The organism is Rheinheimera lutimaris (assembly GCF_013283795.1).
In the GTDB taxonomy this organism is placed as follows: domain Bacteria; phylum Pseudomonadota; class Gammaproteobacteria; order Enterobacterales; family Alteromonadaceae; genus Alishewanella; species Alishewanella lutimaris.
Window position 1 is genome coordinate 63,290 of the sequence record NZ_JABSOD010000006.1, and the last position, 12,468, is coordinate 75,757.

Annotated in this window: 9 protein-coding genes; 8 read left to right on the top strand and 1 reads right to left on the bottom strand. The window is 50.5% G+C overall.

Annotated features, from left to right (window positions below):
* The first annotated feature begins 5 nt into the window (after window positions 1–5).
* Together cobO and HRH59_RS07675 are read left to right on the top strand one after the other, a co-directional pair.
* Complete coding sequence (cobO, locus tag HRH59_RS07670) at window positions 6–611, top strand: cob(I)yrinic acid a,c-diamide adenosyltransferase (RefSeq protein WP_173500693.1); 606 nt, start codon at window positions 6–8, stop codon at window positions 609–611.
* A complete protein-coding gene (locus tag HRH59_RS07675; protein WP_331460160.1) occupies window positions 608–1,432 on the top strand; it encodes a cobalamin-binding protein in 825 nt (274 codons plus the stop codon). The genes cobO and HRH59_RS07675 overlap by 4 nt, the downstream gene beginning before the upstream one ends.
* On the opposite strand, the gene HRH59_RS07680 is transcribed toward HRH59_RS07675, so the two are convergent.
* The gene (locus HRH59_RS07680) at window positions 1,433–3,445 is read right to left on the bottom strand and encodes a serine/threonine-protein kinase (protein WP_173500694.1); all 2,013 of its coding nucleotides are present in this window, start codon (window positions 3,443–3,445) and stop codon (window positions 1,433–1,435) included.
* Between the two features lie 244 nt (window positions 3,446–3,689).
* Here HRH59_RS07680 and tagH point away from each other — a divergent pair, with 244 nt between their 5' ends.
* Genes tagH through tagF form a run of 6 tightly spaced genes read left to right on the top strand, consistent with a single transcriptional unit; the run spans window position 3,690 to window position 12,467 of the window.
* On the top strand, window positions 3,690–4,958 hold the full coding sequence (gene tagH, locus HRH59_RS07685) for a type VI secretion system-associated FHA domain protein TagH (protein ID WP_173500695.1): 1,269 nt from the start codon (window positions 3,690–3,692) through the stop codon (window positions 4,956–4,958).
* A gap of 46 nt (window positions 4,959–5,004) precedes the next feature.
* Entirely contained in the window at window positions 5,005–5,487 is a 483-nt protein-coding gene (gene tssJ / locus HRH59_RS07690) for a type VI secretion system lipoprotein TssJ (RefSeq protein ID WP_173500696.1), read from the top strand.
* Between the two features lie 25 nt (window positions 5,488–5,512).
* Window positions 5,513–6,841 carry a type VI secretion system baseplate subunit TssK gene (gene tssK, locus HRH59_RS07695; RefSeq protein ID WP_173500697.1) on the top strand — a complete coding sequence of 443 codons (1,329 nt, stop codon included), beginning with the start codon at window positions 5,513–5,515 and terminating at the stop codon, window positions 6,839–6,841.
* Between the two features lie 37 nt (window positions 6,842–6,878).
* Window positions 6,879–8,189: a type VI secretion system protein TssL, long form gene (tssL, locus tag HRH59_RS07700; RefSeq protein ID WP_173500698.1), complete on the top strand. Its 1,311-nt coding sequence runs from the start codon at window positions 6,879–6,881 to the stop codon at window positions 8,187–8,189.
* A 22-nt stretch (window positions 8,190–8,211) separates the two neighbouring features.
* Window positions 8,212–11,760: a type VI secretion system membrane subunit TssM gene (gene tssM, locus HRH59_RS07705; RefSeq protein ID WP_173500699.1), complete on the top strand. Its 3,549-nt coding sequence runs from the start codon at window positions 8,212–8,214 to the stop codon at window positions 11,758–11,760.
* The gene (gene tagF, locus HRH59_RS07710; protein WP_173500700.1) at window positions 11,742–12,467 is read left to right on the top strand and encodes a type VI secretion system-associated protein TagF; all 726 of its coding nucleotides are present in this window, start codon (window positions 11,742–11,744) and stop codon (window positions 12,465–12,467) included. The genes tssM and tagF overlap by 19 nt, the downstream gene beginning before the upstream one ends.
* Window position 12,468: the final 1 nt, after the last annotated feature.

Consider the following 12,468-nt stretch of genomic DNA (forward strand, 5'->3'; position numbering starts at 1 on the left):
TAGTTATGACAACAGATGAACAAAAGCAACAGCGTCACAAAGAGCGTCAGCAGCGTTTAAAAACTCAGGTTGATTCGGCAGTCGCTGCGGCAGTGGATGAAAAAGGTTTGCTGCTGGTGATCACCGGTAACGGTAAAGGTAAGTCGACTTCGGGTTTTGGTACTGTAGCCAGAGCGGTAGGCCATGGTTTACGTGCAGCGGTGGTGCAGTTTATTAAAGGTGGCTGGGACTGCGGCGAGCGTAATTTACTGCAGCAGCATGGCGTGCAGTTTGCGGTTATGGCCACCGGTTTTACCTGGGATACGCAAGATAAAGCCGCAGATATAGCTGCTGCTGAGCTGGTATGGCAGCAGGCTGAGCAATTTCTGGCTGACCCGGCTATCGATCTGGTGTTACTGGATGAACTGACGTACATGCTCAGTTACCATTATTTGCCGTTACAGCGTATTGAACAGGCGTTGCTGCAACGGCCGGCGACACAACATGTGGTGATCACCGGCCGCGCTTGTCACCGGCGCTTGATTGAGCTGGCGGACACGGTCAGTGAAGTACAAAATGTTAAACATGCGTTTGATAACGGTATTAAGGCACAGAGGGGGATTGATTGGTGAGATATGTACCGCTGTGCACGTTGTTACTGTTAGTGCTCTGCTGTTGTAAGGCAGTGCAGGCTGCACCACAGCGTATTGTTGCGCTGGCACCACATATCACAGAAATGTTGTTCGCTATCGGTGCCGGCGACCGGGTCGTCGGCGTTAGTGATTACAGTGATTATCCGGCTGAGGCGGCTGAGTTACCACGCATAGCCAGCTATGCAGCTATTAACCTGGAAGCGGTGCTGGCGTTACAACCGGATCTGGTTATTGCCTGGCGTAGCGGCAACCCTGCGTCAGACATCCTCCGTCTGCAGCAATTTGGTATCAATGTGGTATTTTCCGACCCGCTGCTGCTGGAAGATATCGCCAAAGAATTACGCTTACTGGGGCAGCTGACCGGTCAGGATAATCAAGCCAACGCGCTGGCTGCAGATTTCTCACAGCAATTGCAACAATTACGGGCTGAATATCAGCATAAGCGACAGGTGCCGGTGTTTTTCGCCATGGGTACCTTGCCCTTAAGCACCGTGGCAAATAATGCCTGGCCTCAGCAAATGTTAACCTTATGCGCAGCAGCCAACCCCTTTGCCGGTGCCAAAGGTGATTACCCGCAAGTAGGTATTGAGCAGGTTATAGCGGCGGCACCACAAGTGATTATCCAGCCGGTACGCACCGATTTTGTTGCAGATTTCAGTTATTGGCAGCGCTTTGATGCACTGCCGGCCGTAAAGAAAAAACAGTATTTAGCAGTGAACGCGGATCACTTATATCGTACTACACCACGCACATTATCGGGTATCAGACAGCTGTGCGAGGGAGTAGAGCGCTATCGTTAATCAGCTGTTTATACTGCTCATCAGCTCATTGGCGCGGCGCATCAAACGCTCTGCTGTACGTACCTGGTTCGTTTTTAACAATTCACCGGAAATACTCAGGTACTTATCAGCCAGTTTGCGCCGCATTGCCGAATGTAAGACAAAATCTGCCGGCACTAAAGCGTTGTAGTGCTGTAGCTTATCGTACACCGCATCAACTTCTGCTACTTCAGTGCTGCTGGCCAATTGTTGTTCCAACAGATTAAAGCTGTGTTGATAAAATAACTCTGCCGCCTGGTACGGAAAGGGCGCGTCAGCATTTTCTGCCGCTGCAGTGCTGTAGTCTGTCATGGCATCTACCGCAGCAGCCAACTGCCGGCCATGGGCAACTAACTCTGCTGTGTCGCTGTGCCTGGCAAAAATAAGTTGCCCGACATTAATAAGCTGCTGCAACTGTGGGGCGTTATTTTCCGCTACCGCTTGCTCAAAGGCAGCGACAAAAGCTGCTGTTTCGGCGCTGTCCGGTTGAGCTACATATTGAGCGTCGATACGCTGCAGCTCTGCAACAATTTTATACGGGTCCAGCGTGTCGCCTTGCAACCGCTGGTATTGGCGGTTTAATAACAATTGGTTCAATCTTGAACGCAGTACCTCGATCGCGGTTTGCTTGCTGCGCAGCATATTGCTGCGTATTTCTGCCAGGTAGTGCGAGTCAGGGTAGAGTGCCGAGGCCGTGGCCAGCAATTGCTCAATTTGCGGATAGTTTGGATAGTTAAAACTACGATCACTGATAATTTGATCAATTTGCTGCTCAAAATGTTGCAGTACGCTGTCCTGACGTAAGCGCAACAAAGCTTCGCGTTGCAGCGAGCCTTGCTCATCTGCACTCAAAGCACCAAGCAGGTCGGCAGGTGCTGCTTCCGCCAACTGTTGATACTGTTGTTGCTGTGCTGAGACAGCCTCCGCTTTTTGCTGCAGCGCCAGTAGTGCGGTTTGTTGCTGTTGTTGGTAATGCCAGCCACCCCAAGCCAGAGCAATCACTGCCGCTGTGGCCGCCACCGGCTGCCATACCGGTTGATTAAACCGCTTGATCAGCGCACTGATACTGGTTTTGCGCAAGTTATGGTCAAATTGCAAAGCTTGTTGCAGCGCGCGCCATTGCAACACATTTAAATGTGCTGGCTTAGCTGCCTGTTTCTTTTGCTGCGCAGCCTTATCTGCCGGTAGCCGTTCGAACGGATGTTTACTGGTCAGTAGCTCATAGCTGAGGCAGGCAAAAGAAAATACATCATCGGCGACACAGGGGGGGGCACCGGCCAGTAATTGCGGGCTGGCGTAAGCAGGCGTATAGCCACTTAACGGTGCCGTTTGGCTATGCGTTTCTGCAGCGTATATATCGTGGTTTAACTGTAGTTTTTGCGATACACCAAAATCCAGTACTTTAACGTCGCCGGCACGGTTTACCATAATATTTGCCGGTTTAAGATCGGCATGAACAATGCCGGTGCGGTGTGCAAAGTCTAATGCATCAGCAATTTGTTGCAGTAGTTTCAACGCTGATTTTAGCGGTAAACCTTTGGGTTTATAGCGCTTTATCACCTGCTCCAGGCTTTCACCATCAAGAAACTCCATCACAATAAAGTAATGCTGTTGATCAACATCAACGTCAAACACCCTGACGATATTCGGGTGTGACAGCAGTTGAGTTTTATGCGCTTCCTGCAGCAGCAACTGTAACGCTTCCGGTTGACTGACAAATTGCTGTTGCAATACTTTTATTGCCACAGTGTTATTAGCAACGCCGGCATCACGTAAAAAGATATCAGTTGCACGATATATGTCACTCATGCCGCCGGAGCCAATTTTGCTCTCCAGCAGGTAGCGTTCTTTGATCAGCATACCTTCTTGTATAGCAGGCACTGTTGCTGTGTTAGCCGCCGTAGCGGAGGGTTTTACCGCATAACGCGTTTTATCTGCATCAATAGCAGTATCGCTGGTTACGCCGCTAACGCCCGTGCTGTCCTGAACTGCCATAATTCACTCCTTGTTAATCAGGTACTGATCTTCGCCGCACTGGTATTTATAAACAAAACGCCGGCCAAATGTTAAATTAACGCGATTATTCCACATATTTTAGCTGCAGTCATCATCGCATTTTGCTTAGTTGTTAACTTATGCGCTATTGACGCAACAATAAATTTAACTTAATCTTTTGCGTCGATTTAAGGTAAATAAATTGTATTTTTAGTGTCAGGAACGGGAAGCGGGACGAAGGGATATGTTACTTGAGTTATCAGTACTGAGTTATCACAGGCTATCACCCCGACAGGTTGCCGTAAAACGCTTTGACAGCAGTGGCGGTACCTTGGGCCGCTCAGAGCAAGCTGATTGGTATCTGCCAGACCCGGAACGGGTAGTGTCATCAGAGCATGCCGTTATCCGTCATCAAGACGGCACCTTTATTATCACCGATAAATCAACCAACGGATTGTTTGTAAACCGCGCGGTGGACGCACTTGGCCAGGGTAACAGCCATACGCTGAAAAACGGCGATTTGCTCTGCATGGGTGATTACGAAATTCAGGTCGCGCTGATAGATGAATTGCAAACTGTTGCCGACTTGCAGCCAAAGCCATCGGCGATACCGGGCACTACTCCGGTAATGAGCCAATCGCAAAATATCACAGCGTCTGCCGGCAATGGCATGCTGATTTCTGATGTGTCTGCCAATAGCTTTAACGGACGCTCTGCCGATATGGCGCCACCACAACATCAAGCCGGTGCTGAGTTAGTAATGGATGACCATTTCTTAGCGCCTGCGGCATTAATACCGGATGACTGGGCATCAGCCTGGCAAACTAATGATAACGCCGTTGCAACACCGGCGGCTCCGGTTGCGGCCGCATTGCAAAGCAGCCACAAAGCGGTTGTGGATAAACCGGTAAAACAAAACATGCCGGCTGAAGAGCAGTCCTGCTTACAGGCCTTTCTCAAGGGATTAGGTGTTTCTGAAGCGAATCTGCAAGCCGCCGACTCTGCCGCCTGGTGGGAGCAATTGGGGCAGGCATTGCAACAGTCCTTACAGGGCGTGGTTAGCGTTATGCATGCGCGCTCGGAAGTAAAAAACAGTTTTCGGGTTAATCAAACTACTTTCCAGCAGCGGGAAAATAACCCGCTGAAATTTTCCGCCAATATCGATGACGCCTTTCATAACTTATTTAACCGCCGCGGCTCCAGTTTTATGCCGCCACGCCAGGCGATAGCCGAGGCGTTTGCCGATATCAGCCGGCATGAATCGGCCATTATTGCCGGTGCAGGTGGCGCTATGGCCGGCTTACTGACGCAGTTGGCGCCGCAACGAATAGAAGCCGGTGATTTTGGTGGCAGCTTTGTTGACAAGTTAAATCCGGCACAGCGCCAGGCACGGTTGTGGGCACGCTACAAAGCCTTGCATGCTGAGCTGGCAGCAGAACTGAATAATAAAGATAAACAGGGCGTTAATGATGATTTTATCAGCGCCTATGAAGCCTTTTTACGCAAAAAATAAACAGGTTGCGGTAGCTGTTTTAACGATACCTTAAGGAGTGGTAGAGATGAAAACAATAAAAATGCTGGTAGTGCTGTGGTTAAGCGTTAGCGTATTGGCAGGTTGTCAGGCGGTGTATGCAACGTTTCCGCCATCCACCAAGCTGCATTTTCGTGTGGCACAGGATATTAATCCGGATCTTGACGGTCGCCCGTCTCCGGTAATCATCAAGGTATACGAGTTGGCATCAAAAACGGTATTTGAAAATCAGGACTTTTTTGCCTTGTATGATAATCCGGACGCTATTTTACGCACCGACTTGCTGAAAAAAGATGAGCTGGTATTTGAACCGGGCCAACGCAGTGAGTACCGGATGGCGTTACAGCCGGCTACCCGTGCCGTGGCAGTGGTGGTTGCTTATCGCGACATTGAAGGTGCCAGGTGGCGTGCAGTGGTTGATGTAAAGCCCACCGGCTACGACGACTTTTATGTCTATGTTGATAAACTGGCGGTGTATATCCGTGAGCATGATTTAGAACGTAAGCGTTAAACTGTCTGCCCCGGAGATTTACAGCATGAGTGATTTTAGTCGTATCGCCTGGTCTGAGGGCTTGTTTCTCAGGCCGCAGCATTTTCAGCAGCAGGAACGTTATTTTGATTACAGCAGGCAGCAGCAGCTTAGTATGCAATTGCCTTATGGCTGGGGCGTGCGTCGTTGTGTTGTTGACCCGCAAAGCCTGAAGTTCGGCCAGTTTGCTTTGTCAGAACTGGAGGCCATTTTACCCGATGGCACTGTACTACAGTTACCGGCAGTTGAAGCATTGCCGGCAGCTATTCAGGTTGGCAAAAGCTGTCGCGATCAGCTGGTTTATCTGTGTTTGGCGATGGATAAAAGCAGCAGTCAGAATATCAGCAGCCACGACAGTTCACATATAAGCCGCTACGGCTATGCTGAACACAGTGTGGCAGATAACAGCCTGGCGGAAGAGGCTACCGAGTTGTTGCAACTGGCTAAGCTTAAACTGCTGTTTAAGCTGGAATCAGAAGACCGTGGTGGTTTTATTTGTATGCCGGTTGCACGGATCCGTGAGGTATCAGAGCAAGGCGAAGTTAAGCTGCTGAAAAAGTTTATTCCGCCGCTGGTAGATGTGCAGCAGGATGGTGAGCTGTCAGCGTTTATAAATGAAGCGCTTGGTATGTTGTGTCAGCGTGCTGATGCCTTAGCCGATCGCCTGGGCAAGGGGCAGGGTACAGCCAACTCCATCGCCGACTTTCTGATGTTGCAGGTGCTTAACCGCTATGAACCTTTGCTACGGCACTTGAAAACCGGCGTGCTGGAGCATCCGCACAGCCTGTATCGTTTAATGATTTCTATGTTGGGCGAACTTGCCACGTTTACGGCACGGCAAAAGCGTCCGCCGCAGTTTCCGGCTTATCAACATGATGATCTGACAACCGTTTTCGGCAACCTTAGCGTCATTATGAACCAAACACTCAGTGTGGTACTGGAACAAACAGCCCAAGCCTTGCCACTGGAACAAGCTAAGTTTGGCATCCTGGTGTCGCCGCTGACAGATAAATCTCTGCTGGAGTACGCTCAGTTTGTGTTGGCGGTTGCTGCAGACCTGCCGGCAGACGATATTCGTAAACATTTACCGGCGCGGTTAAAAATAGGCCCCGTGGAGCATATCCGTGAATTGGTAAATAACCAGTTGCCCGGTATTGGGGTAACCGGCTTACCGGTCGCGCCAAGACAAGTTCCTTATCATGCCGGTTATCACTATTTCCAACTGGACAAAGGCAGTATTTATTGGGAGCGGCTGGCAAACAGCGGCGGCTTAGCCCTGCATTTATCCGGTAACTATCCAGGCTTGAAAATTGAACTTTGGGCAATAAAGGCATAACCGCCTTACGGCGACTGATTAACATGGACGGTAAGCAATGTCTGATAAAACAGTGATGAAACCCAGACCCGGTGGGCGGGCGCCGGTAAAAAGTGCGGTAGCTGCAGTGGCAGCGGATAACACCGGCGACAATGATAAAACACGGATGTCTGCCAATGTGCGCTCGCCGGAGAGCGCACAAAAGCTGCAGGTATTGTCGATCAGCGACAACATACTCATTGATGAAGCCGGGGCGTTATTCTCCTTGGTTGCGCCTATTCGCAGTACAGTACAGCATGCTGATGTACCAGGGTTAAAAACGCGCTGTGTGCAACTGATTAACCAGTATGAACAACAACTTCGCTACAAAGGCATCAGCAGTGAGTTGATAGAAAAAGCCCGCTACTGCATGTGCTCGTTTCTTGATGAAACAGTACTTAATACCGGCTGGGGTGGCAACAGTGACTGGGCTACCGAGAGTTTATTGTCAACTTTCCATAATGAAACCTTCGGTGGAGAGTACTTTTTCACTTTGCTCGACAGCGCTATTGCCGCGCCGAAAGAGCATTTGCTGCTGTTAGAGCTGCAGTACCTTTGCTTGTCATTTGGTTTTGTCGGCAAGATGCGGATAGAAGAGCGCGGTTTTGAAAAACTGGAAGGTTTTCGTGAGCGTGCTTATAAAGCCATTCACAGCCAACGCGGCGAACCACCGCGTGAGCTCTCCCCCGGCTGGCGCAGTCAGGTTGTCGCTGCAAGTCAGCTACAGGCTGAGTTCCCGCTGTGGGTGTTGTGCTCGGTAGTGGGTGCCGCTTTGTTAGGTTGTTATATGTATCTGAATTATCAGATAAACAGTTACTCCGATCAGGTTCACCGCCAACTGAACACCCTGGTTAGCTGGGAACAAGACGCGCCGCAGCCGGCATCAGCCAAAGCTCGTCAGGATGCCATTCGCTTGCAGCAATTATTGCAAACTGAAATTCGCCGCGAGTTGCTGCAAGTGATCGAGCTACCGGACAGGGTGCGCATTCGCGTTGGTTTAGACCAATTATTCAGCCCGGGCAGTACCGGTATTAATGAAGGCTTTGCGCCGGTGGCGGCGAAGATCGCCAGAGCATTGGAAGGCACACAAGGCCGCATTCTGGTGAGTGGCTATACCGATAACCTGCCTATTTTTACCAGCAAATATCCGTCTAACTGGCATTTATCGTTGGCGCGGGCTAACGCTATGGCCGATGCCCTGGCGGCAGGCGCAGATTTGCGCGGCCGGTTATGGCCGGAGGGGCATGGTGATGCCAATCCGATAGCCGAAAACGACAGTGCTGCTAATCGCGCTTTGAACCGTCGCGTTGAAATAGACTTGCTACAGTAAGGCCTTAAACAAGGGAAGTGTTATGAAAGTTAAAACCGCGCTGCAATCGCTGGTCAGATTGCTGAAATCCAGCGTTTTTATTACTGTGCTGGGTTTATTGGCATTAGCGTTATTGATATGGTTTGGCGGGCCTTTGTTGGCAATTGCCGGGTACGAGCCGTTGGCCGGTGCCAGTGCAAGATTGGTGACCCTGCTGGTTATCGCACTATTTTGGGGCGGCACCCATTATATTAGAGGCCTGCGTGAAACGCGTTCGCACAAGCAAGCGGTTGATACCTTACTTAACGGTGATGAATTTCAGCAGCATGATGAGTTGGCTAAGCGTGACATCGACGTATTACGCGAACGGATGCAAAAAGCGCTGGATATTTTAAAGCATGCCCGCTTTGGCAAGGCACGCGACATCTATCAGTTACCCTGGTATATGCTGATTGGTCCGCCGGGATCGGGTAAAACTACCGCCTTACATAATTCTGGTTTGGAATTTCCACTGAAAGAACATATGGGTGCCGATGCGATTGAAGGTATCGGCGGCACCCGGCAGTGCGATTGGTGGTTTACCAATCAAGCCGTATTAATAGATACTGCCGGCCGCTATACCACTCAGGATAGCCATGCGGCACAAGACTCCACTGCCTGGCAGGGCTTTTTAGGTTTGTTACGTAAGCACCGCCCGCGCCGGCCGATTAATGGCGTTATAGTGTTCGTTAGCCTGGCGGATTTACTGAACCAAACCAGAACCGAACGTAACTTGCATGCACGCGCGATAAAACAGCGGGTGCAAGAGCTGCAAAACCAGTTAGGTATGAGTTTCCCGGTCTATGTCATGTTTACCAAGGCGGATTTAATTGCTGGCTTTACCGAGTTTTTTGACAACCTGACCGAAGAAGAGCGCGAGCAAGTATGGGGCATGACATTTGACGCCGCGCAGGATGACAGCGAAAAAGGCGTAGTTGCGCAGTTTAACAAAGAGTTTCACGCCATTATTAACCGCTTGACGCAACGCTTATTCAGCCGTCTGCAATTCGAACACGATGCAGAAAACCGCGCCGCTATTTACGAGTTTCCGCGCCAGTTGCGGCTGTTGCAAAGTGCAGCAGATGATTTTTTGAAAGAAATTTTTGCGCCGAATCCGTTTGAAAAAGCCACCATGTTGCGCGGTGTTTATATTGCCAGTGCAACCCAGGAGGGGGTGCCGATAGATCGCATTATGTCGCAGCTGGGCAGTAACTTTGGTTTGGCAGAGCCGCCACTGCGCCGGCAAACCGGCGAAGGTAAAGGCTACTTTATAAAACGTTTCTTTGAAGAAATTGTTATTCCTGAGCGCGAGCTGGCGTCGGTAAACTTGCAGCATAAAGCCAGGCACCGGCTGATCCGCCGCGGTGTGTTAGCCGCAACAGCGGTGTCAGCGGTGTGGTTAGTTGTCGCCTGGGCAGGTAGTTACAATTGGAACACCGGGTTGGTAGATGAAGTCAGTCGGTCTATTGCTGATTATCAGCAACTGACAGAGTCGGGCACGGATATTGAGGATGTTGTTGCATTAAACGCACAGTTAAATTTGTTACGTGATTTACCAGCCGGTTATGCCGGCGCGCTGCCGACCGACGGGCCGAAGAACCTCGGATTATATCAGGGTGATAAATTGGGGCAGGCGGCAAAAACAGCCTATCAAAGCGGTTTGTATCATAGCTTTGTGCCATTTTTACTCGACAGCCTTACCGCTGAAATGCAGCTTAATGCGCAACATCGTGATTATTTATATGAAACACTGAAAACCTATCTGATGGTGTTTAAACCACAGTATTTTAATGCGGAGCAAGTCAGTTCCTGGTTTTCTTTATATGTAGAGCGACGTTTCCCGGGCGACGTTAACTTACCGCTGCGCTTATCGTTGCAAAATCATCTGCAGGCATTGCTGGAAAATGGCATTAAGGGCGCATCCTACAACGATGACGTAGTGATTGCTGCCCGTGAACTGTTGCTTACCGTGCCTTTGGCTGAGCGGGCCTATCAGCGGATCCGTACCGAATTAGTGAGAAGCCATATTCCGGATTTTCGTCTGGTTGATGTACTGGGCACCGACGGGGTAAAAGTGGTGCAGCGTAAAAGCGGCTTACCGCTGCAGCAGGGGATCTCCGGTCTGTATACCTATCAGGGGTTTCACGGTTTGTTTAATGTGGAAAAACGCCGCATTATCCGCAGCCTGATGGAAGACAGCTGGGTATACGGCGAGCAAGCCGAAGGTGAGAACGGCCAGGCCGACAGCAGCTTATCGGAACAGGTGACGGAAAAGTACCTGCGTGATTATGTTTATCTGTGGCAGGAATTGCTGGATGACATCAGCATCAGATCGGTAGATGACGTTGAACAGGGTGTTTTTGTTACCAAGGTGCTGTCTGGCCCGGAACAGCCTATTCAGAATATTATTAAAGCGATACAGCAAAACGTGCGGCTAACCAGTTTACCGGAGTCGGCTGAAGCTAATATGGCGAAGGATGTCGCCGGTAAAGTGGCCGATACGCAGTTTTCCAGCCAAAAATCGCGCTTAAACCGGTTGTTGCCTGATGATATGTCTGCGCTGACGCAAAAGTTACCTGGTAAAGAAGTTGAACAGGCTTTTAGTCAGTTACTCAATATCGGTGATGCGCAGTTGGAACAAATCGCGCAAACCAGCCGTATGTACAATGAGTATCTCGAGCGGCTGTATATTCCGGGTGGCATGGCTCGTCAGGCTTACGCTAACCAGCTGAACGCTGAGGGCGGTAATGAGTTGAGCGTGGCATTGCGGCGGTTAAAAAGCGATGTTCCCGCACCGTTTTCAGTTTGGCTGGGTGAGTTGTCGGCAGATACCGGTAAGTTGTTCGCCAAAGGCAGCCGCCAACATATAAATGAAGCGTGGCAGGGCACTGTACTGGCGGAGTATAAACGGGCTATCGCCGGACGCTACCCGTTAAACCGCCGCAGCAAAGACGATATCAAGTTGCGTGATTTCGAACGGTTCTTTGGCTACGGCGGCACGTTAGACAGCTTCTTTAAAGATTATTTGCAACCATTTGTGAACACCAGTCGCTCCAGCTGGACCTTTAAAAAAGACATTGGTTTGGATAGCAGTGTGCTGAGGACTTTCCAAAATGCTGAGAAAATACGCGCAGCCTTCTTCGATGGCGGTAGTCAAAAGCTGAAAGTCGGCTTTAGTTTAAGGCCACTTTATTTAGATCGGCATATTACCCACTTGCTGTTAGAGCTGGATGGCCAGGAGTTATCTTATCGCCACGGCCCGACACGCTCACGGCAGTTTTTCTGGCCCGGCGATCGTAACAAGTTGCAAACGCGGCTGGTGTTTACCCCTGCTAATTCAGGCTTACCATCTAATATCAGCAAAGAGGGAGAATGGTCATGGTTCCGTTTTCTTGATGAGCTGACACAAGACCGGCCACAAACCCGCACAGACATGGTGTTGCATCTGGCAGTGCAGGGTAACAGCGCCAGGGTAGAGTTGGTACCGGATACCGTAAATAACCCGTTCTGGAGTAGTGCATTGGAGACGTTCAGTTGTCCGGCAAGCTTATAACCGACGTCGGCATGTGCGGTAAGATCCCGGGCCGTGGTGATTTTTTGGCTCAGGGATTGGCGCCGGACTTCGTTGACAGTTGGAACGAATGGCTGCAGGCAGTGTTAGCTGTCAGCCGCGAGCAGTTGGCGGATACCTGGCTTAGCACCTATTTAACCAGCCCTGTCTGGCACTTTGCTTTATCAGCCGGCGTGTGTGGTAAAGACGCAATGATGGGATGTTTGATGCCAAGTGTTGACCAGGTTGGCCGGCACTATCCGTTAACCCTGGCTAAAGTTATGCCATGTACACCGGTGCATGCCCGTGACAACAGTACATGGTCAGATGTGCTGGAACAGCAGGCACTATTGACTCTGGAAGATGATTTTAACTTTGACAGCTGGTTGGCGGCTATGGCTCAGGCGCAGTTTGACTGGCCACAGCCACAGCAAATCAGTACGGCGCAGATGGCATCGGCACAGGGGCGGCCGGCATGGGTGTTGCAGTCAAATTGCCCGCTGGACGCCGCTTTATTGCTGCATCACAGTTACCGGCAACAGTTTGGCCGCTATTGCCTGTGGTGGACAGCCGGCTCTGAGCAGGTGTCACCCTGTACTTTAGTAACGAATGGATTACCGCAGGTCAGCCAGTATGCTGCTATGTTGGCCGGTGATTGGCAGCGCTGGCACTGGCAGAGTGCAGACATTAACTGTAGTGGAACGGTATAAC

Excerpts from the sequence above, each read along its gene's own strand:
- cobO (WP_173500693.1), top strand. The coding sequence starts at position 6 with ATGACAACAGATGAACAAAAGCAACAGCGTCACAAAGAGCGTCAGCAG.
- HRH59_RS07680 (WP_173500694.1), bottom strand. The coding sequence starts at position 3,445 with ATGGCAGTTCAGGACAGCACGGGCGTTAGCGGCGTAACCAGCGATACT.
- tagH (WP_173500695.1), top strand. The coding sequence starts at position 3,690 with ATGTTACTTGAGTTATCAGTACTGAGTTATCACAGGCTATCACCCCGA.
- tssJ (WP_173500696.1), top strand. The coding sequence starts at position 5,005 with ATGAAAACAATAAAAATGCTGGTAGTGCTGTGGTTAAGCGTTAGCGTA.
- tssK (WP_173500697.1), top strand. The coding sequence starts at position 5,513 with ATGAGTGATTTTAGTCGTATCGCCTGGTCTGAGGGCTTGTTTCTCAGG.
- tssL (WP_173500698.1), top strand. The coding sequence starts at position 6,879 with ATGTCTGATAAAACAGTGATGAAACCCAGACCCGGTGGGCGGGCGCCG.
- tssM (WP_173500699.1), top strand. The coding sequence starts at position 8,212 with ATGAAAGTTAAAACCGCGCTGCAATCGCTGGTCAGATTGCTGAAATCC.